Origin of the sequence: Marinobacter sp. EhC06 (assembly GCF_001650915.1) — a bacterium.
Classification (GTDB): domain Bacteria; phylum Pseudomonadota; class Gammaproteobacteria; order Pseudomonadales; family Oleiphilaceae; genus Marinobacter.
In genome coordinates this window covers 66,979-86,806 of sequence record NZ_LXYO01000033.1, presented here as the reverse complement: position 1 = coordinate 86,806, position 19,828 = coordinate 66,979, and the positions used below count along the sequence as shown (strand labels likewise).

Here is a 19,828-nt window from a genome sequence, read left to right as displayed (position 1 = left end):
AAAACATCCGGAGGCGTTGTGGAATCCAGCCCGCTTATCTCGGCAGGTCTGCCGATTGCTCTGTTCATTATCATGATCGGTATCGGCATGACCTTGACGATACGTGACTTCCGCCAGGTGGCGGTTTATCCGAAAGGGATGATTGTCGGCACCGTTGCCCAGATCCTTGTCATGCCGCTCATCGCCTTCATGCTGGCCACGTTGCTGGCGGTTCCGCCGGCCATCGCCGTCGGACTGGTGATTATTGCCGCCTGTCCCGGGGGCACCACCTCGAATCTGTTTGTGCTGCTCTCACGGGGTAATATTGCGCTCTCCATCGTGCTAACCGTCAGCGCCAGCCTGATCACCATCCTTACCTTGCCACTGTTCACCAACATTGCGCTTCAGCACTACATGGGAACCGAAGAGGACATTGTGCTGCCGGTATGGAAAACCGTGGGTATGCTGATCGGCATCGTGCTCTTCCCGGTAGCCATCGGGATGGTGGTTCGTACCCGCAAGCCTGAAGTTGCCCGCAAGGCCGAGAGCATTGTGAGTATCTTTGGTGGTGTTGTGCTGGCGGTCCTTATTGTGGCGCTGGTGTACGGGGTTCGTGACCAGATCTGGGAGCTTCTGAAGCAGGCGGGGCCGGCCACCATCCTGTTGAATTTGGCTGGTATCGGGCTGGGTCTTGCAGCCGGCCGGGTGGCGGGTCTGACCCAGCGGGAATCGCTCGCGGTTGCGGTGGAACTGGGTGTGAAGAACGGTACCATTGCCCTCATGGTCACCCTGACGCTGCTGGAGTCCAGCGCCATGTCGATCCCTGCGGCGGTATACGGGGTGCTGATGTTCCCGATCGGCTTTGTTCTCGCCATGTACGGCCGGAGCATCATTCCCATTTCGACGGTACAGAGCAAAAACTGACTGGAGTCCTGCGCTATGCAGTTCCTGAACGGCATTACCCTGCTCCTGGTGTATCAGCTGGTGGGGGAGATTACAGTCCGACTGCTGGGCCTGCCTATCCCCGGACCGGTGCTTGGCATGGTGATGCTGTTCGTGACCCTGATGATCCGGGGCAAGGCACCGGACTCTGTGGATCAGGCATCTACGGCCTTGCTCAGCCATCTCTCACTTCTGTTCGTGCCCGCCGGCGTAGGCATGATGGCTCATTTTGGCCGCATCGCCGACGAGTGGGTTCCCATAACCCTGGCGCTTCTGTTGAGTACCGTTATAACCATGGTCGCCACTGCCCTGATAATGCAGGTGACTACCCGTTGGTTTGCCAAGCCCCTCACGGAAAAGGAGGGCGGCGATGAATGAGCCGGGCCTGAAAGACATCTGGGTTTACCTCTCCGCGTCACCGCTTCTCGGGCTTACGATTACCCTCGTGGCCTATGGTGTTGCCTACCGGCTGTACCTGAAAACCAACTCCAATCCGCTGGCCAATCCGGTGGTCACGTCCGTGGCCATGCTCATCATTGTGTTGCTGGCGACAGGCACCTCCTACGGTGATTATTTTGAAGGCGGGCAGTTTGTCCACTTTCTGCTGGGGCCGGCAACGGTGGCGCTGGCCGTTCCCCTGTATCAGCAGTTTTCCAGGCTTCGGCAACTCTGGTTGCCGGTAACGATTTCGCTCTTCTGCGGTGTTGTCATCGCCGCCGGCAGCTCCATTGGCCTCGCTCGTCTTCTGGGTGGATCCACGGAGATCCAGATGTCCCTGGCACCGAAATCGGCAACGGCACCGGTGGCCATGGGGATTTCTGAAAAAATCGGCGGGCTTCCGTCTCTGACGGCCGTATTGGTGGTCATCACGGGTATTACAGGCGCCGTTCTGGGCACCAAGCTGTTTGACTGGATCCGGGTCAGGGACGATACCGCCAAGGGTATTGCCATGGGGGTCGCCGCACATGGTATCGGGACCGCCCGGGCGTTTCAGGTAAGCTCGCAGATGGGCGCCTTCTCCGGCCTGGCCATGGCGCTTTCTGCCTTCGCTACGGCCTTGCTGGTGCCCTGGCTGGTTGATCTGCTTGAAGCCTGGATCCCCGCCTGATTCTGCTACTTTGGAACCACTACCAAGATCCTATAAAAAGCAATTTAAATATTTATTTGAGAATGGCCTTCCGATGGGTTGAATGGGATGACACCATTTCCCCATCGCTGGCGTACCCGTTATCAAGAGAAATCTTGATTGGCGAACCCGGAGGAGGCCCTTTGAACAAGAATAACTACCTGGCAGCGTTTGTTCTGTCACCGGCGTGTATTTCGATCTCGCTTCCAGCGATTGCACAGTCGACATCGAACACCGATGAAGAGCTTGTGCTGCAGGTAACCGCCCCACGACTGGTTCGGGATTTGTATGAAACCCCCGCTGCGGTCTCTGTTATCAACGCGCCTGATATCCGTGAGGGCCAGCAACGTCTGCAACTGGATGAGTCCCTCAATACCGTCCCGGGCCTGTTCTTTCAGAATCGCTACAACTTCGCCCAGAACCTCAGGTTATCCACCCGAGGATTCGGGGCCAGGGCGCCCTTTGGCATTCGTGGTATTCGCATTCAGGTTGATGGCATCCCATACACGCTCCCGGACGGCCAGTCCCAGATCGATGCCATTGATCTGGATTCGGCCCAACGAATCGAGGTCATCCGGGGGCCAGCGTCGGTTCAGTACGGCAATGCCGCTGGCGGTGTCATCGATATTTCCACGGCGTTGGGTGATGAGCTTCCCGAGGGTGGCCGGCTTCGCCTTGACGGCGGCAGTGACGACTATCGCAAGGCGGCAATACAGGGTAACGGCGTTGAAGGTGATACCAGCGGCATAGCCACGCTCTCCTGGCTGACGGTTGATGGCCATCGGGAGCAGAGCGAGGCGGAAAAAGCGCTGTTCAACGCCCGTGTCGCACGGGATCTGGATTCTGGGAGACGGGTGACAGCCACGTTTAACGCCTTACACAACCCGAAATCCGAAGACACGGGCGGGCTCACCCTGGCCCAGGCGGAAGAGGATCCGGAGCAGGCTACCGCACTTGCCAAAAGGCTTGATAGTAGCCAGACCGTAAACCAGCAGACCCTGGGCGTGAGATGGGAAGATTCGGCGGTCCTGCCCGGCCAACTCACTCTCGATACCTTCTACATCCGCCGGGATTTTGCCCAGCAGCTGCCGTTCCCGGGCAGCAGCCGGGTGGCCTACGACCGGCACTTTTACGGTATCAGCTCCGAGTACCAGCAGGAATCGGCAGTCGCCGGGTTGCCCCTGGTGTGGGTTACCGGTCTTGATGTGCACCATCAGTCCGATGACCGGCGCCGCTATTCGGTGTCTATCGATGGCGATATCACCGGCCAGACCCAGGCGGAAAACCAGAGCGCTACTAATGTGGCGGTATTTGGCCAGGGCGATCTGGCGATTAGCGATGCACTCAACCTATCCCTGGGGGTGCGGTTCGACCGGTTGCGCCTGGCCATTGACGACGACTGGCTGCAAGACGGCGAGGATGATTCGGGCAACCGGACTTTCCGGGAGTACAGTGGTGTTGCCGGCATCAGCTACAAGCTGGCGCCCAGGCACCAGGTGTACGCCACCATCGGCACAGCGTTCGAATCGCCCACCTTTACCGAGTTTGCCAACCCCAGCGGCGGTGGTTTTAATCCCGAGCTGGAGCCTCAGCAGGCATTGAATCGCGAGCTGGGTATGCGCGGCATGCTGGGCGCCGGGTTGAGCTATGATATGGCCCTGTTCTCCATCCGGGTGGAAGACGAGATCCTGCCGTTCAATGTGGGTGACCAGACTTTCTACGAAAACGCGGGTGAAACCCGGCGCAATGGTTGTGAACTGGGCCTGGCCTGGGAACTTTCCTACGCCTGGCGGGTAACCAGCGCCCTCACTCTTGCCGATTACGAATTACGGGACTTTGTTGATGAACAGGGCAACGATGCCAGCGGCAATGCCATTCCCGGGTTGCCGGAACAGCTCTGGGTGAACGAGCTGGAGTGGCGCGGATCAGCCGGCCGTTTTGCGGCCCTGGAGTGGCAATATGTCGGGGAGTTCTACGCCGAGAACAGCAACCAGACCCTGGTGAGTGATTACTGGCAGGTCGGCCTGCGTGCCGGCGATTCCTTCCGGATTGCAGACCAGACCCTGAACCTGTATGCCGGCATCCGCAATCTGCTGGATCAGGAGTACTTCAGTAACGTCCGGATCAATGCCAACGCGAACCGCCCGGTGGAAGATCGGGGCTATTTCGAGCCCGGTCCCGGAAGAACTTTTTATGCGGGCCTGGAATGGGTATTCTGAGGGGCGATAACAACACAAACAGTAGGGATTTTTAATTCATGCAAACCAAGTTCCTTCTCGAAGAAAGCCAGATGCCGAAATACTGGTACAACCTGCAGGCGGATCTGCCTGAGCCGTTGCCCGCCGTGCTGCACCCGGGCACCCAGCAACCAGTGGGCCCGTCCGATCTTGAGCCGTTATTTCCGATGGCCTTGATTGAACAGGAAGTGACCACTGAGCGGGAAATCGAGATCCCTGAGCCGGTGCGTGACGTTTACAACCTCTGGCGGCCGGCGCCTCTTTATCGGGCGCATCGTCTCGAGAAAGCTCTCGGTACCCCGGCAAAGATCTTCTACAAATACGAAGGCGTCAGCCCGGCGGGCAGTCACAAACCGAATACTGCAATTCCCCAGGCTTTCTACAATCGTGAAGCGGGCATTCGCACCCTCACCACCGAAACCGGTGCAGGGCAGTGGGGCACGTCGCTGTCCTTCGCCGGCTCCCTGTTCGATATCGACGTAACCGTGTTTCAGGTGCGGGTTTCCTACAACCAGAAGCCCTACCGCAGGGCGGTCATGGAAACCTACGGCGCCAAATGTGTGGCTTCGCCCTCGGAGCTGACCGAGTTTGGCCGCAAGGTGCTGGCAGAGACTCCGGACCACAATGGTAGTCTGGGCATCGCCATCTCCGAAGCGGTGGAACTGGCGGTCAAGGACCCGAACACGAAATATGCCCTGGGCTCGGTTCTCAACCATGTGTTGCTGCACCAGAGTATCATCGGCCTGGAAGCCATGCAGCAGATGGAAATGGCGGACTGCTGGCCCGATGTGATTGTTGGTTGTACCGGCGGTGGTTCCAACTTTGCCGGTATTGCTTTTCCGTTTATGGGCCACGCACTGAGAGGTGGCGAGAAATCCCGGATCGTGGCGGTAGAGCCTTCAGCCTGTCCCACGCTGACCCGTGGCAAGTACGCCTACGATTACGGTGATACTGCCCACATGACCCCGCTGACCAAGATGCATACCCTGGGCTCCGGCTTTACACCGCCGGGTTTCCACGCGGGTGGTCTGCGGTACCACGGTATGGCACCGCTGGTGTCCCACGCCAAGGAACTGGGGCTGTTTGATGCGGTGTCCTACACCCAGCGGGAGTGTTTCGAGGCCGGCGTTCTGTTTGCGAGGAACGAAGGTATCGTGCCGGCTCCAGAGGCCAACCATGCGGTCAAGGGTGCCATTGACGAAGCCCTGCGCTGCAAGCGGGAAGGCAAGGAAGAGGTGATCCTGTTCAACCTCTGCGGTCATGGTCATTTCGATATGGCGGCCTATACCTCCTACTTCGCGGGTGAACTGAGTGACCACGAATACGACGAGCAGGAACTGGCGATGGCGCTGTCCGGGCTGCCCTCGGTCAACGTCTGATCAGTCGTCTGTAGCTCGCTGCTGAAAAACCGTACCCCCGCCGCCGGCATCCAGTTGCCGGATGGCGGTGGGCGCGCCTTCGTCGTCCAGCCGCACGTCTCCAATGCCTGCCCCGTTCCACAAGCGCTCTCCGGCCTCCCGGCCCTCGGGCAGTCTGGGTGAAATCCACATGCGCCGTCTCTTGGTGAACCAGTTCAGGGGCGACCAGGGCGCGAACAGCCAGCGATTGAGCCGGTCCAGCCATTCGAGCAGGGCGTTGGGGAATTCGTTCTTGATACCGCTACTGGTGATCTGCCAGACATGGGGGCCGTTCTGTTTGTGGCGCAGCCGTACATCGTAGGCAAACGAATAGTGGACATCCCCTGACAGAATCACGAAGTGTCTGGGCGTTCGGGGATGGCCGAAAATATTGAGCAGCACACTGGCGGCACCCCGATGTGCCATCCAGTTTTCAGCGTCCACCAGCAGCGGCTTGCCGAAGAAGGTAAACACCCGCTGGATCATTTCAATCAGCTTCACCCCGAACATGGGCGCCGGCGATACCACCACCACGGCGTCCTCGCCCATGATCTCGTGCTGGAAATCGGTCAGTGATTCCCAGTCCATCAGGCCGGACGGGTGACTGCGGCGGATTTCACTGCGCCAGCGATGGGTGCGTGTGTCCAGCACCACCAGTCGGGGGGATGTCGGCAAGCTGTAATGCCAGTGTTGAAAGTGGAACAACTGGTCGATCAGGTCATCATGAATGGCCTTGTCCAGCTCGTGCTGTTCGTTGCTGGACTCGAAAAGCTTCTGACTCTGCCCGATCAGCTCCCGGAAATTGCCCGGCTGGTTGCCCCAGCCCTGGCACAAAAGATAGCCCAGCAGGGCATTGCCGATGATGCGCCGGGAAAAGGGATGCTCGTAAGCGGTTGTTTCCCAAAGCGCGGAAAGGTTCCAGTCGTCCGTCACGTCATGATCATCAAAGATCATATAGACGGGTACGTTGGCCATGGCACGGGCTGCCCGGGGCAGGCTTCCGCGGAACTCGTCGATGGCGGCCTGTTCTTTCCGATAGCGCGCCAGTTCGTCCGGGTCATCTACCGGCTCGGCGCTGGTAACAAAAGCCCAGGGTTTCGGCGACCATACCAGCAGGTACATGGCCATCACCTCGGCAAACGAGATCAGGTGATTGCCGGCATTGGCGGTGGTGAAAACGGGTTTTCGGACGCCGCCGAAAAAACGCTCTGTCAGGTCCTCGTTGAATTCGGATTCCGGCAGCAGTTCATCCCGGTGGTAATAGGCATTCGCTACCGAGGTGAGTTCTCGGCTGTGTTTTAGCGAGGCGCCTTCCAGCGTTTCCTGGAACAGGCCCAGCTGGTGAATCACACACTGGATGGCATGCAGCATCGGGCCGGCGACATCATCGGCGTAGACCTGGTCGCCGGTCATCAGGAGCAGGGACGGAACGTCCTCAAGCTGTTCTGCCTTCTGCAGCTCCTCGTCCACCCGAACCAGCCCATCGCGTGAAGGATGGTGGGGTCTCCGGCAGGAGCCATGGAGTATTCGATCCAGTTTCGACTTCAGGGTAAAGCCCGGGCGTTCCCGGCCTTCGGGGCAAAGGTGGGGAGCCCAGCCCCGGATCCATTCCGGAGCCTCTGATCGCTCTCCGTTCAGTCCCAGGTCGTATTCCAGTCGAGTGTCACGGGGTAGGGCTGAATCCGGTGTGATGCTCAGCAGGTGCAGCCAGGCCCGGGTACCGACCCTTAGCCGTACCAGCTCGGAATCGGTCACCGGACGGTCCAGGAGCAGATGGTCTCCGTTAAACATCCGTACAGCGAGTACGACTGGCTCCTGTGTTACCAGCCATAGAACGATCGAGTCCGGCGCAGCATGACGTAGAACCGGGCCGGCCAGTACCGGCCCATATTTGTCACCAGGCTCCAGTTTCAGTCCTCCTCAACTTCCCTGGGCGGGCAGTGGTGGTCCTCCACGACAGTGCCATCGTCCACGCTCTCCAGATGCACATCAAAGCCCCACAGACGATGTACGTGGCGCAGGACTTCGTCGGTTTCCTTGCCCAGTGGCACGCGGTCTACCGGTATGTGACGCAGGGTCAGTGAGCGATCGCCGCGCACATCCACATTCCATACCTGGATGTTGGGTTCCCGATAACTCAGGTTGTACTGGCGCGCCAGTTTCTCTCGCAGGTCCCGGTATCCGGGTTCGTCGTGGATGGCGGTTACCCGGTACACGTCTTCCTGATCATCATTCTGGATTGCGAAAAGTTTCAGATCCCGCATTACCTTGGGGGAGAGGAACTGCTGGATGAAGCTCTCGTCCTTGAAGTTCTTCATCGCAAAATGCAGGGTTTCCAGCCAGTCGCTGCCAGCGATGTCCGGGAACCACTCACGGTCTTCGTCTGTTGGGTTCTCGCAGATCCTGCGCAGATCCGTAAATATGGAGAATCCCAGGGTGTATGGGTTAATGCCCGAATACCACGGGCTGTTGAATGGCGGCTGGTACACCACCGCCGAGTGGCTCTGGAGAAACTCGAGCATGAAGCCGTCGGTCACCAGCCCCTTGTCGTACATGCGATGCAGCAGGGTGTAGTGCCAGAAGGTGGCCCAGCCTTCATTCATGACCTGGGTCTGGCGCTGGGGATAGAAGTACTGTCCAAGCTTCCGCACGATGCGGATGATTTCCCGTTGCCAGGTTTCCAGTAAGGGCGCGTTCTTTTCAATGAAATAGAGGATGTTTTCCTGGGGCTCTTCCGGATAGCGCTTGCGGCGCCTTACCGGGTCGTCGTCTTCGTCCAGTTTCGGAATTGTCCGCCAGAGATCGTTAATGCGCCTCTGTTGGTACTCTTCTCGCTCTTTCTGGCGACGCACTTCTTCCGACGCCGATATTGGCGCCGGGCGCTTGTAGCGGTCCACACCATAGTTCATCAGGGCATGGCAGGAATCCAGTATTTCCTCCACGGCATCCACACCATAGCGCTCCTCGCATTCTGCGACGTAATGGCGGGCAAACACCAGGTAATCAATGATCGCGCTGGCGTCGGTCCATGTGCGGAACAGGTAGTTACCCTTGAAGAACGAGTTGTGGCCGTACGAGGCGTGGGCAATGACCAGCGCCTGCATCGGCAGGGTATTTTCCTCCATCAGGTAGGCGATGCAGGGGTTGGAGTTGATCACGATTTCGTAGGCCAGCCCCATCTGACCGCGTTGATAGCCCTTGGATGTGCTGAGAAACTGCTTGCCGAAGGACCAGTGATGGTAGCCAACCGGCATGCCTACGGAGCTGTAGGCGTCCATCATCTGTTCGGCGCTGATCACCTCGATCTGGTTGGGGTAGGTGTCCAGGCCGAACTCGGCGGCGCATTTTGCAATCTCGTCGTCGTATTTCTGGATCAGCTCGAACGTCCATTCAGACCCGGTTGAAATTGGTTCCCGGGCTCTGGGTTGGTCACTTTTCGGCAGATTGGGGCGGTCCATGAGGTTAGTCATGCGGCTTTCCTCTCGAACAACTGGCGGAACACCGGGTAAATTTCGCCGGGGTCGGCGATCTGCTGTAGGGCAAAGCTCTGGGGGAATCGCTCCTGGATCTTCTCGTATTCATACCAGAGCATCTGGTGGTCCTGCGGCGTGATCTCTACATAGGCGAAATACTGCACCAGGGGCAGGATATTGTCGGCCAGAATTTTGCCGCACACCGGGGAGTCATCGTTCCAGTTATCACCGTCTGATGCCTGGGCCGCGTATATGTTCCACTCGGCCGGGGAGTATCGGGATTCAATAATCTTGTGCATCAGCTTGAGGGCGCTGGAGACGATAGTGCCCCCGGTTTCCCGGGAATAGAAAAATTCTTCCTCATCCACTTCCTTGGCGCTGGTGTGATGCCTTATGAAGACCACTTCAATCTTCTTGTAGTTCTTCTTGAGGAACAGATACAGCAGGATGAAAAAGCGCTTTGCGATGTCTTTGTGCATCTGGGTCATGGACCCGGACACGTCCATAAGACAGAACATCACGGCACTGGTGGCCGGTTGCGGCTTTTTCACGTGCTGGCGATAGCGCAGGTCGATTTCATCAATGAAAGGAATTCGGCGCACATTCGCTTTCAGTCGCGCGATTTCCTCCTCGAGAACCTGGATCTGGTCCTCGTGGCTGAACGCCGGGTCCAGATCCTCCGGCGCCGACTTCAGCGCTTCCAGCTGCTTTTCCAGATCCCGGATCTTCTTCTTGCGCGCGCCTCCCAGGCCCAGACGTCGGGCATGGGCGCCACGCAATGAGCGCACCACATCCAGCTTGGCCGGTACCCCCTCGGTGCTGAAGCCAGAGCGGATATACTTGAAGGCCTCGGTATCCTTGAGTTTCTTGCGGGCGAGGTTAGGCAGCTCGAGGTCGTCGAACAGGAAATCCAGGAACTCTTCCTGGGTTATCTGGAAGGCGAACTCATCCATGCCCTCTCCGTCCGGGCTGGCCTGCCCCTGTCCGGAACCCTGGCCCCCGCCACCCTCGGGCTTGGGGATGGTGTCGCCGGCCACAAACTCCTTGTTACCGGGGTGCACCACCTCCCGCTTGCCGCCCTGGCCGTGGTGGAAGATGGGTTCCTCGATGTCGCGGGACGGAATACTGACTTTCTCGCCCCGTTCGATGTCTGTGATCGAGCGCTTCTGAACCGCATCCGACACCGCACGCTTGATGTGGTGGCGGTACCGGCGCAGGAACCGTTCCCGGTTCACTGCGCTCTTGTTTTTACCGTTCAGTCGCCGGTCGACTATGTGGGTCATTCCCATGGCGTTACTCCAGCTCAGTGAATGGTCACTGACTTAGTGAGACTTGCGAACCCGCAGGTACCATTCGGCCAACAGCCGAACCTGCTTCTCCGTGTAGCCTCGATCGACCATACGCTCGACGAACTGCTTGTGCTTGTTCTGATCTTCCTGGCTCGCTTTGGGGTTGAACGAGATCACCGGCAACAGATCCTCGGTGTTCGAGAACATCTTCTTCTCGATCACGGAACGCAGCTTTTCGTAGCTTAGCCAGGACGGATTCTTGCCCCCGTTGTTTGCCCGGGCGCGCAGTACGAAGTTGACCACCTCGTTGCGGAAATCCTTCGGATTCGATATGCCTGCTGGCTTCTCGATCTTCTCCAGCTCTTCGTTGATCGAGGAGCGGTCGAGAATTTCGCCGGTGTCCGGATCCCGGTATTCCTGATCCTGGATCCAGAAATCGGCATAGGTGACATACCGGTCGAACAGGTTCTGGCCGTATTCGCTGTAGCTTTCCAGGTATGCGGTCTGGATTTCCTTGCCGATGAACTGAACGTAGTGAGGCGCCAGGAATTCCTTGATGAACCTGAGGTATTTCTCATGGATTTCCGGCGGGAACTGCTCCTGCTCAATCTGTTTTTCCAGAACGTAGAGCAGGTGTACCGGGTTGGCGGCCACCTCTGTGGTGTCGAAGTTGAATACCTTGGACAGGATCTTGAAAGCAAAGCGGGTGGACAGCCCATCCATGCCTTCCATTACGCCGGCGGCGTCACGATACTCCTGAATGGATTTGGCTTTGGGATCGGTATCCTTGATGTTTTGGCCGTCATACACCCGCATCTTGGAGAAGATGCTGGAGTTTTCCGGCTCCTTGATGCGCGAGAGCACCGAGAACTGGGCCAGCATGTCCAGGGTGTCCGGCGCGCAGGGGGCGCCTTCCAGGGAGCTGTTGCTCAGCAGTTTCTTGTAGATCTCGATTTCTTCGGTCACTCGCACACAGTAGGGCACCTTGACGATGTACACTCGGTCAAGGAACGCCTCGTTGTGCTTGTTGTTGCGGAAAGTCTGCCACTCGGATTCGTTGGAGTGGGCCAGGATTACCCCGTCGAAGGGGACAGAACCCATGCCTTCGGTGGTGTTGTAGTTGCCTTCCTGGGTGGCTGTCAGCAGCGGGTGCAGCACTTTGATCGGTGCCTTGAACATCTCCACGAATTCCATCAGGCCCTGGTTGGCCTTGCACAGGCCACCGCTGAAGCTGTAGGCATCCGGATCATCCTGGGAGAAATCCTCCAGCATGCGGATGTTGACCTTGCCCACGAGGGCGGAAATGTCCTGGTTGTTGTCGTCCCCGGGTTCGGTTTTGGAGACAGCAACCTGGTCGAGTACCGAGGGGTACATCTTTACAACCCGGAACTGGCTGATGTCGCCGCCGTATTCATGCAGGCGTTTGACAGCCCAGGGCGACATGATGTTTTTCAGGTAGCGGGCAGGGATGCCGTATTCCTCTTCGAGGATCTGGGCGTCTTCAGACGGATCGAACAGGCCCAGCGGCGATTCGTTCACTGGCGAGCCCTTAATGGCATAGAAGGGCACTTTTTGCATCAGTGATTTGAGTTTCTCTGCCAGGGAGGACTTACCGCCGCCCACGGGGCCAAGCAGGTAAAGGATCTGTTTCTTTTCTTCCAGGCCCTGGGCGGCGTGGCGGAAGAAGGAAACGATGTTTTCTACGGCGTCTTCCATGCCATAGAACTCGGAAAACTCGGGGTACCGCTTGATGACCTTGTTGGAAAAGATGCGCGACAGCCTCGGATCTTTCGAGGTATCGACGAACTCTGGTTCGCCAATGGCAATTAACATTCTCTCAGCGGCCGTTGCGTAGGCCGTTGGGTCCTTTTTGCAGATCTCCAGGTATTCCTCCAGGCTGTATTCTTCTTCCTGGGTACTCTCATACCGGTCTTTGAAGTGCTGCAGTATGCTCATAGATTGCCCTCGCTCGCTGTATCTTCAGCTTTCAGTTCACGCAATTTCCCCGTTGCAGTCAGTTCCGCCCGTCCGGACGGTTTGTTTAGTTATGGGTGGAAGGAATGGATACTTACAAGCCTGTGCACGATCTGGTCGAGGTCGGCTTGCTTACTTTGAGCTTAGTTCACGGTTGGGGAGTTGGACAGTGGGTGAGTGGTTAAGGTTCATTAAATTATGTTAGGCGGGTGTGTTGGTTTTGTAGCTTGCGGGGTTTCTGGGGGACTGTGTGAGGGGGCTGGAGTGCACCGGGTGGCTTTCTGACAAAGAATTGGCAACTCGCTTCGCTCAGACATCAAATTCGTTGTCAGAAAGCCACCCGATACACTCCGATCAGGCCTTCGGGGGGATGGCCCCGGGAAGCTAGAGTTTGGTTAAACGGAAGACGCTTTCTGAGGCGTTTTCCAGGCCTTTTCGCTTGGTAAACGGATGATCCTTGGCCAGGGTGTTGGTCAGGATGTGTTCGATCTTGTAGTCGTCCTGGTAGAGTTCCCGCACTTCCTCGTCGCTGACGTTGAACGGCGGGCCCTTGATTTCAGTGTCGTAGTCCAGGGTGATCAGCAGGATCTTCGTGCCGTCGGGGATGATGGCGGTCAGGTGGTTTACATAGTCTTTGCGCATTTGTGGCGGCAGGGCGATCAGGGCGGCCCGGTCGTAGACCAGTCGGACGTGTTTCAGGTCATCGGGGACCAGTTGGAAGAAGTCGCCGCACCAGAGCTGCAGGTTGTCGTGTTTGAAGGTGATGAAGGGTTCGCCGGGATGAACTTTGGCTTTTTCGCCGGCTTCTTCGAAGAAGTCTTTGCAGGCCAGTTCGCTCAGTTCCACGCCGATAATGGGGTGCCCGCGGTCGTGGAGCCACCACATGTCATGGGCTTTGCCGCAGAGGGGCACGAAGACGGCGTCGGTGCCTTTACCGGCCAGTTCCGGCCAGTGGTCGTGGAGGTACTGGTTCACGGTGCCCTCGTGGAAACCGATTTCCTTTTTAGCCCAGCGTTCGTGCCAGAATTCATGTTCCATGTTTCACACCCTGTTCTTGCTTGGACATCTTGAGTTTTGGACGTTTATCTCAGTCTACCCTAATCTGTGGCCATCTGGATTCAGGAGAAAAGTATGAAAGCGGTGTTCCTTGACGCCAAAACCCTTGGCGATGATGTGGACCTCTCGCCCATCGAGTCGGTAACGGGCGGGCTGAAAAAATACGAGCGGACAGCGCCGGATGAAGTGCTGGAACGCATCCGGGGTTTCGATACCGTGTTGGTCAACAAGGTGGTGCTGAGCCGGGAGCATTTCGAGGCCTGTCCGGAGCTTGAAACCATCGCTGTGGTGGCGACCGGCTTGAACAATATTGACCAGGCGGCGGCGAAGGATCACGACATCAGGGTGATGAACGTGACCAACTACGGCCGCTCCACGGTGGCGCAGCACACCATGGCGCTGATGCTGGCGCTGGCCACCCGGCTGCTGGATTACAACCGGGATGTGCGGGCCGGACGCTGGGGCAAAAGTGACATGTTCTGCCTTATGGACCATCCGATTATGGAACTGGAGGGGCGCACTCTTGGTATTGTCGGCTACGGCGATCTGGGTGAGGGCGTGGCCGAGCGGGCGGCTGCCTTTGGTATGCGGGTTCTGCTCGGGGCCCGACCGGGTCAGGAGGCCGGAGAGGTGGACGGGTATTCCCGGATTCCCCTGGATGAACTGCTGCCTCAGGTGGACGTGCTGTCATTGCACTGTCTGCTCACCGATGAAACCCGGGATCTGATTGGTGCCCGCGAACTGAAAATGATGAAGCCGGACTCGTTGCTCATCAACACCAGCCGCGGTGGCCTGGTGAACGAACAGGCGCTGGCGGACGCATTGCGCGCCGGCGAGATCGGCGGTGCCGGGTTTGACGTGTTGACCGAGGAGCCGCCCCGAAACGGCAATCCCCTGCTGGCGGATGACATTCCGAATCTGATTGTTACCCCGCACTCGGCCTGGGCCAGCCGGGAGGCGCGGCAGCGGATTGTTGGGATTACTGCAGCCAATCTGTCTTCCGTTGCCTGAGCTATTCGCGGCCATACGCCCCCCTGTTCCGCCCTCAAATGATGACAGCCGTATGACGCGGCTGTTGTCCTTTCCTGCTTAAACTGCCCTTGCTCAAACAAAAACAAAAGGGCAATACACTATGTTCAGGAAAACACTGGCAGTTCTGTGCTGCGCGCTGCTTTGTTCCCAACCGGTGATGGCTTTCGAGCGGGGTGAACTGCTTGTCTGGATCAATTCAGACAAGGGATTCAATGGCCTGGCTGAGGTGGGCCGACGTTTCGAGCAGGAAACCGGGATTCCCGTTACCGTTGAAACGCCGGACGATCTTACCTCCCAATATGACCATTACGGCTATTCCGCTAAAGCGCCTGATATTGTGATCTGGCCCCATGACCGTTTTGGCAGCTGGATCAATGAAGGCCACCTGACGCCGATTGAACCTTCAGAAACCATCCGCGATTCAATCGCGCCCTTCGCCTGGCAAGCGGTGTCGGTGGGCGAGCGGGTATACGGTTACCCCATCGCCATGGAAGTCGTGAGTTTGCTGTATAACCGGCAATTGGTCGAGACTCCGCCCCGCACCCTGAAAGATGTCGCCGCTCTGGACCGCCGTCTCAAGAAACAGGGCATCGACGCCATTTCCTGGGATTACCGCAATGTCTATTTTTCCTGGCCGATTCTGGCAGGGTCAGGTGGCTACAGTTTTGGTGCCGAGGGTTTTGTTTATGACCTTTCTGACGTCGGCGTTGCCACAGAGGGAGCCATTGAGGCGGTTACTGGTATCCGCAGCATGATCGAACAGGGCGTGTTGGCCGGCGATGCCGATTACGGATCCATGATGGAAGGATTCAAGGCGGGCGACGTTGCGATGATCATTAACGGCCCCTGGGCCTGGAGCGAGCTGCGGGATGCCGGCATAGATGTGGGCATTGCCGATGTGCCGACCACCACCGGCGAGCCGGGGCGGCCATTTGTGGGTGTTCTGGCAGCGGGGATCAGTGCGGTCTCGACCAACCAGGGCATCGCCAGGCAGTTCCTGGAGGATTACCTGTTGACTGAGCAGGGGCTCCACGCGGTGAATAACGACAAGCCTCTGGGAGCCGTGGCCCATCTGGATGTGGTGAACACACTCCGGGAAGACCCGTTTATCGACCATACGTTTCGTTCTGCCAGTCGGGGCGAAATCATGCCCAATATTCCGGAAATGAAACGGTTCTGGGATCTGATGACCCATCGCTTCAGCAGCATGCTCAGTGGTGAAGACGCGGTGCGGCCTACGTTGATGGAAGCCGCCACGCGTTTGCAGAGGCTGGATGAGATGCGGGGGTGGACTCGCCGGCACTATGTCACCAACTGACAGGCCAGAATGGAAAAGCCCCGGGAATACCGAGGCTTTGGATACTTGCTTGGGCGTGGCTCAGTACTTCCAGCCCAGGCTGACCGCGGCGCCCAGCTGGTACATTTCCAGATCAATGGTCTGGTTCGGTGCCAGCGGGTTGGGACCGGTCACTGTCTTGGCCGGGGAATAAAAGGCCATGCCAGAGACATCGAGGTTTTCGCTGAAGCTGTGGGTGAATCCGCCGGTGAAGTGCCATTCCTGGACACCCGGTGCCAGGATATTGAAAAGTACATCTTCGTCTGAGATCGGGTTCTCGCCGTAGCTTACACCGGCCCGCCACGCGTGAGACGTTGTTTGCTGCCACTGCCAGCCAAGCTTGACGATGGTCATGTCATCCCAGCCAAAGCCGGCACCTGCATCATCGCCGAGCTGGGCGGTCTGCAGGTTGGGCAGGAGCGGATTGCCCACGCTGTTAATCTCGCTGTAGCGGATATGCTGGATATCCAGCAGAAACCAGTGATCTTCAATGCCGGACCAGGCGATGCCCGCGTTGAACATTTGTGGAATGTCGAAGTCGCCTTGCTCGGCAAACAGGCCGCGGTATTTGTCGAACTCGTTCATCTTCAGAATGTTGCGCCAGCTTACGCCGCCGCGGAGGGTGTCGGTGATTTCACCCTGCCAACCAATCTGGTAGCCATATCCCCAGGCGTCGTCAGTGCCATTGTTGGAAAGTGCGCTCGGCGCCGAAGAGAACGGCGCGAAGCTTTGCAGGCCTTCCGCCTCAAACCGCTGATAGGCAATGACTGGCGAAATGCCGATGGCCTGGTTGTCTGAGAATTCCCAGGACCAGGTGGGTGCAATAAAAAGCTGTTCGAGGTTTACGCCTGTACGGCCCGCGTAAAAAGGCCCACCGCTTTCACCGGAGTAATCGGTGTTCATGCCACCGTTGGCAAACACCGAAACGCCGAAGCTTGTGGTATCCGACAGTTCCCGATTAAAACCCAGGTGCGGGATCACGAATCCGTTGCGGCTGCTTTTGTAGGTGCCCGGCTGCAATGAGAACGCGGGGGGAGGAGAGAGCGGCCCCTCTACGGTGTATTCCCGCCTCGGAGAAAATACTTCGAAACCGCCATCAATGCGATTGCCAACAAAAGCCATGCCCGCCGGGTTGGTCGCCGCCGCAATGCTGTCCTGGGACAGGGCAGTGCCGGCGCCGGCCATGCCTTTACTAATGGTGCCATAGCCATGGCTGAAGTAGCCGTTGGTGGCCTGGGCGGTCACGGGAGAGAGGGCCGTCAGTGCGGCAACTCCCAGGGCAAGCTTGATTCGCATGGGCAAATACCTGATCAAAGGGACGTCAATTCGAGAGTGCCGGTCGTTTTACCGAAAATCTGTTATAAGAGGAAGTAACAAATGCTGATATGGTTATATTGGGGGCGGTAGCCTCGCAAACCGCGGCTAATCGACCATACTCTGGTTAGACCGGATATCTGACTGATAATCTGAACAAAACATGGAACGAAAGGACCAAAAGTGGCTTCATTCCAATTGAAAGACCGGCTCCAGGCAGCTGAAAGCTGGATTCTGGCGAATCCCAACCCGCCCCAGAGCTGGCCCTGGACCTGGCTGTACAAGGTCGGGCGCACCGCCTATGCCATGGCCCGGGACGTCCTGAGTGGGCAGCTCACTCTCCATGCCATGAGCCTGGTTTACACCACGCTGCTGAGCATTGTGCCCCTGCTGGCTTTGAGCTTTTCGGTGCTCAAGGCTCTGGGTGTGCACCAGCGGATGGAGCCTTTCCTGTTCCAGTTCTTTGAACCGCTGGGGCCCCAGGGGATAGAGCTCGCCGAGCAGATCCTTGGATTCGTGGATAACATGAAAGTCGGAGTGCTTGGTTCAGTGGGCCTGGCGTTGCTGGTCTACACGGTGGTTTCCCTGCTGCAGAAAATCGAACGCTCCTTTAACATGATCTGGCGGGTGCCAGACATGCGCTCCATGGCGCAGCGCTTCAGCAATTACCTGAGCGTAATCATGGTGGGGCCGTTGCTGATGGTTTCGGCCATTGGCGTCAGCGCTACCATCTTTTCTTCAACCATTGTCCAGAAGCTCATCGAAATCGAACCGTTCGGTTCGGTGATTCTTGTTGCCAGCCGTTTCACCCCGTTTTTCCTGGTGGTTGGCGCGTTCACCTTCGTTTATGTGTTCATGCCCAATACCCGGGTCAAGTTGCGTTATGCGGCCATTGGCGGTCTCGTTGCCGGGGTTTCGTGGCAAGCCGGCGGTATGCTGTTTGCGTCTTTTGTAGCCGGTTCCGCCAAGTACGCGGCTATCTATTCCAGTTTCGCCATCGGCATCATCCTGCTGATCTGGATCTATCTGAACTGGATGATCCTTCTTTTGGGTGCCAGCCTGGCGTTCTATCTGCAGAATCCGGGATCAGTGGCCAAGCGGCGGCAAGTGCAATTGGCACCGGAACTCCAGGAAAACGTGGCGCTTGCGACCATGTGGCTGGTGGCCAAGCCGTTCGCCGAGGGGAAGCCGGCGCCTCAGCAGGAAGTGTTGGAGCACCAGCTGAGAGTGCCAGGCGAAGTAACCCGTGCCCTCAGTGACAAGTTGATCCGGGCGGGATTGCTTAGCCTGGCAGGAAGCCAGGGAGATCGACTTGTGCCAGGGCGGGCACTGGATCTCATTACCGTGGGCGAGGTGCTCAAGGTTGTTCGCTACGACGAGGATCGGATCGTTGACCGGCTGCCGAAGGTCATCCCCGCTGAATTGGTGGGCTCGCGAAAGGTGGAGGAGGCGCGTACATTCGCCGAGTTGTTGCGGGCTGATGGTGGTCAGGAAAAGACCAGATCGTTTGCCGAACCCGAGCCTGTGTCAGCTCCTGACAGTTGAGCGGCCCCCCTCCCGGAGCATCTTCTGAACCGCGTTGCGAACGTTGCTGATTTGCTCTGGAGTCAAACGTACCAGTTTCGGCAGCTCCTCTTCGGCAAGATTCCGCTGGTGGGCGTGCCTGAGTACTTCCCGGGTACCAATGACCATGCCATCGGTCAGGGGCGTGTGCTTTTGCCTTGGCGCGGGCCGTTCCGCCGCCAGGAGATAGGCGTGATACTTGGGGGGAAGGTTCCATTCGTTCGCCAGTAACTGGCAGGTAGCCCACTGGTACCTCGCCAAGGCATGGCGGATAAGCGCAGGCTCCGGTTCGCCGGTGGCAGAAAGTGACCGGCAGATGCGTTGCAGTTCCCGACGGATGGTGATGTACGCAAGTGAAGGCAGCAAACCCACCATGAAGTGTGCACTGGTGTCCTCGCCCTGTGTTCTTGCAATCAATTCCGCTGATCGCGCGCAGGTCAGGCCCCAGCGCCAGGCGCGCTGCCCGAAAAGCGCCTCACGGCTGTTCCTTGCGGCCATCATGGGGCGCATTATTGCCGCGGAAATGACATTCCGGATGCCATCCACTCCAAGCACGAATACCGCCTGGTCTACCGATTCAATAGCATGGTCGCCGGTTCGGAAATAGGGGCTGTTGGCAATCTGCAGTAATTGATCGGTCAGCGACGGATCACCAAGAATGATTTCGGTCAGCTGATGGCGGTCGGTCGATTCATCGGACAGGGCCCGCATGAGCATGGGCAGGCTCATTGGTTGCCGTGGAAGTTCTTCCATCTTGTCGTTGGACAGGCGCTGATGGAGTTCTTCCAGCACCTCATCATAGGATGAAAGATCGGCCCGTAACGTTGAGGGTTCGGCGTCCAGCAGCCAACAGAACAAGTGCTCTTCCAGTTGTTGGGCCAGTTCCGGGCTTGTGTCCGGGGCGTCGGTGGCCGGTTTTTCCGGAGATGGGTTGAAAAGCCTCGCTTCCGGAGCGGGTGGTGCAGACTGTTTGGTTGCGAATAATCCTGAAATCCAGGAGAGAAAACCTGGCATCCGTTGCCTCCGGGTCGAACCTGTTCGAAGTAATGAACCTCCGTTTCTGAGAGTATAGATGTACGACGCATCCTTGCACAGGTTTTAAACCCGTGA

Annotated in this window: 15 protein-coding genes; 8 read left to right on the top strand and 7 right to left on the bottom strand. The window is 57.9% G+C overall.

The window, feature by feature from the left end; genetic code table 11:
* The first annotated feature begins 18 nt into the window (after nucleotides 1-18).
* The 5 genes from A8B84_RS16235 to A8B84_RS16215 all read left to right on the top strand — a co-directional run bounded on the left by A8B84_RS16235 (nucleotide 19) and on the right by A8B84_RS16215 (nucleotide 5,663).
* On the top strand, nucleotides 19-903 hold the full coding sequence (locus A8B84_RS16235) for a bile acid:sodium symporter family protein (protein WP_064227639.1): 885 nt from the start codon (nucleotides 19-21) through the stop codon (nucleotides 901-903).
* Between the two features lie 15 nt (nucleotides 904-918).
* Nucleotides 919-1,299, top strand: a complete 381-nt coding sequence (locus A8B84_RS16230) for a CidA/LrgA family protein (protein ID WP_064227640.1) — start codon at nucleotides 919-921, stop codon at nucleotides 1,297-1,299.
* The gene (locus tag A8B84_RS16225; RefSeq protein ID WP_064227641.1) at nucleotides 1,292-2,029 is read left to right on the top strand and encodes an LrgB family protein; all 738 of its coding nucleotides are present in this window, start codon (nucleotides 1,292-1,294) and stop codon (nucleotides 2,027-2,029) included. The genes A8B84_RS16230 and A8B84_RS16225 overlap by 8 nt, the downstream gene beginning before the upstream one ends.
* Before the next feature lie 161 nt (nucleotides 2,030-2,190).
* Nucleotides 2,191-4,266, top strand: a complete 2,076-nt coding sequence (locus A8B84_RS16220) for a TonB-dependent receptor family protein (protein ID WP_064227642.1) — start codon at nucleotides 2,191-2,193, stop codon at nucleotides 4,264-4,266.
* 38 nt (nucleotides 4,267-4,304) lie between these two features.
* Entirely contained in the window at nucleotides 4,305-5,663 is a 1,359-nt protein-coding gene (locus A8B84_RS16215) for a TrpB-like pyridoxal phosphate-dependent enzyme (RefSeq protein ID WP_064227643.1), read from the top strand.
* Here the strand turns inward: A8B84_RS16215 and A8B84_RS16210 are convergent, their stop codons facing one another.
* The 5 genes from A8B84_RS16210 to tmpT all read right to left on the bottom strand — a co-directional run bounded on the left by A8B84_RS16210 (nucleotide 5,664) and on the right by tmpT (nucleotide 13,455).
* Nucleotides 5,664-7,436 carry an alkaline phosphatase D family protein gene (locus A8B84_RS16210; protein ID WP_227512673.1) on the bottom strand — a complete coding sequence of 591 codons (1,773 nt, stop codon included), beginning with the start codon at nucleotides 7,434-7,436 and terminating at the stop codon, nucleotides 5,664-5,666.
* Between the two features lie 155 nt (nucleotides 7,437-7,591).
* A complete protein-coding gene (locus A8B84_RS16205; RefSeq protein WP_064227645.1) occupies nucleotides 7,592-9,151 on the bottom strand; it encodes a SpoVR family protein in 1,560 nt (519 codons plus the stop codon).
* The gene (locus A8B84_RS16200; RefSeq protein ID WP_064227646.1) at nucleotides 9,148-10,443 is read right to left on the bottom strand and encodes a YeaH/YhbH family protein; all 1,296 of its coding nucleotides are present in this window, start codon (nucleotides 10,441-10,443) and stop codon (nucleotides 9,148-9,150) included. The genes A8B84_RS16205 and A8B84_RS16200 overlap by 4 nt, the downstream gene beginning before the upstream one ends.
* Before the next feature lie 33 nt (nucleotides 10,444-10,476).
* Nucleotides 10,477-12,399: a PrkA family serine protein kinase gene (locus tag A8B84_RS16195; protein WP_064227647.1), complete on the bottom strand. Its 1,923-nt coding sequence runs from the start codon at nucleotides 12,397-12,399 to the stop codon at nucleotides 10,477-10,479.
* 402 nt (nucleotides 12,400-12,801) lie between these two features.
* Nucleotides 12,802-13,455 (bottom strand): thiopurine S-methyltransferase, encoded by a 654-nt coding sequence (gene tmpT, locus A8B84_RS16190; RefSeq protein ID WP_064227648.1) that lies wholly within the window; start codon nucleotides 13,453-13,455, stop codon nucleotides 12,802-12,804.
* Nucleotides 13,456-13,548: 93 nt separating this feature from the next.
* Between tmpT and A8B84_RS16185 the strand changes: the two genes are divergently transcribed.
* Both A8B84_RS16185 and malE read left to right on the top strand, forming a co-directional pair.
* On the top strand, nucleotides 13,549-14,484 hold the full coding sequence (locus A8B84_RS16185) for a D-2-hydroxyacid dehydrogenase (protein WP_064227649.1): 936 nt from the start codon (nucleotides 13,549-13,551) through the stop codon (nucleotides 14,482-14,484).
* A gap of 121 nt (nucleotides 14,485-14,605) precedes the next feature.
* Nucleotides 14,606-15,823 (top strand): maltose/maltodextrin ABC transporter substrate-binding protein MalE, encoded by a 1,218-nt coding sequence (gene malE, locus A8B84_RS16180; RefSeq protein ID WP_064227650.1) that lies wholly within the window; start codon nucleotides 14,606-14,608, stop codon nucleotides 15,821-15,823.
* A 60-nt stretch (nucleotides 15,824-15,883) separates the two neighbouring features.
* On the opposite strand, the gene A8B84_RS16175 is transcribed toward malE, so the two are convergent.
* Nucleotides 15,884-17,137, bottom strand: a complete 1,254-nt coding sequence (locus A8B84_RS16175; RefSeq protein ID WP_064227651.1) for an OmpP1/FadL family transporter — start codon at nucleotides 17,135-17,137, stop codon at nucleotides 15,884-15,886.
* 201 nt (nucleotides 17,138-17,338) lie between these two features.
* Here A8B84_RS16175 and A8B84_RS16170 point away from each other — a divergent pair, with 201 nt between their 5' ends.
* The gene (locus A8B84_RS16170; RefSeq protein ID WP_064227652.1) at nucleotides 17,339-18,700 is read left to right on the top strand and encodes a YihY/virulence factor BrkB family protein; all 1,362 of its coding nucleotides are present in this window, start codon (nucleotides 17,339-17,341) and stop codon (nucleotides 18,698-18,700) included.
* Here A8B84_RS16170 and A8B84_RS16165 read toward each other — a convergent pair.
* Nucleotides 18,683-19,732: an HDOD domain-containing protein gene (locus tag A8B84_RS16165; RefSeq protein ID WP_064227653.1), complete on the bottom strand. Its 1,050-nt coding sequence runs from the start codon at nucleotides 19,730-19,732 to the stop codon at nucleotides 18,683-18,685. The two genes, A8B84_RS16170 and A8B84_RS16165, sit on opposite strands and share 18 nt — an antisense overlap.
* Nucleotides 19,733-19,828 lie beyond the last annotated feature (96 nt).

Bases quoted from the DNA above. Each gene is read 5' to 3' on its own strand.
- A8B84_RS16195 (WP_064227647.1), bottom strand. From the start codon at position 12,399: ATGAGCATACTGCAGCACTTCAAAGACCGGTATGAGAGTACCCAGGAA.
- malE (WP_064227650.1), top strand. From the start codon at position 14,606: ATGTTCAGGAAAACACTGGCAGTTCTGTGCTGCGCGCTGCTTTGTTCC.
- A8B84_RS16205 (WP_064227645.1), bottom strand. From the start codon at position 9,151: ATGACTAACCTCATGGACCGCCCCAATCTGCCGAAAAGTGACCAACCC.
- A8B84_RS16230 (WP_064227640.1), top strand. From the start codon at position 919: ATGCAGTTCCTGAACGGCATTACCCTGCTCCTGGTGTATCAGCTGGTG.
- A8B84_RS16215 (WP_064227643.1), top strand. From the start codon at position 4,305: ATGCAAACCAAGTTCCTTCTCGAAGAAAGCCAGATGCCGAAATACTGG.
- A8B84_RS16225 (WP_064227641.1), top strand. From the start codon at position 1,292: ATGAATGAGCCGGGCCTGAAAGACATCTGGGTTTACCTCTCCGCGTCA.
- A8B84_RS16185 (WP_064227649.1), top strand. From the start codon at position 13,549: ATGAAAGCGGTGTTCCTTGACGCCAAAACCCTTGGCGATGATGTGGAC.
- tmpT (WP_064227648.1), bottom strand. From the start codon at position 13,455: ATGGAACATGAATTCTGGCACGAACGCTGGGCTAAAAAGGAAATCGGT.
- A8B84_RS16175 (WP_064227651.1), bottom strand. From the start codon at position 17,137: ATGCGAATCAAGCTTGCCCTGGGAGTTGCCGCACTGACGGCCCTCTCT.
- A8B84_RS16165 (WP_064227653.1), bottom strand. From the start codon at position 19,732: ATGCCAGGTTTTCTCTCCTGGATTTCAGGATTATTCGCAACCAAACAG.
- A8B84_RS16200 (WP_064227646.1), bottom strand. From the start codon at position 10,443: ATGGGAATGACCCACATAGTCGACCGGCGACTGAACGGTAAAAACAAG.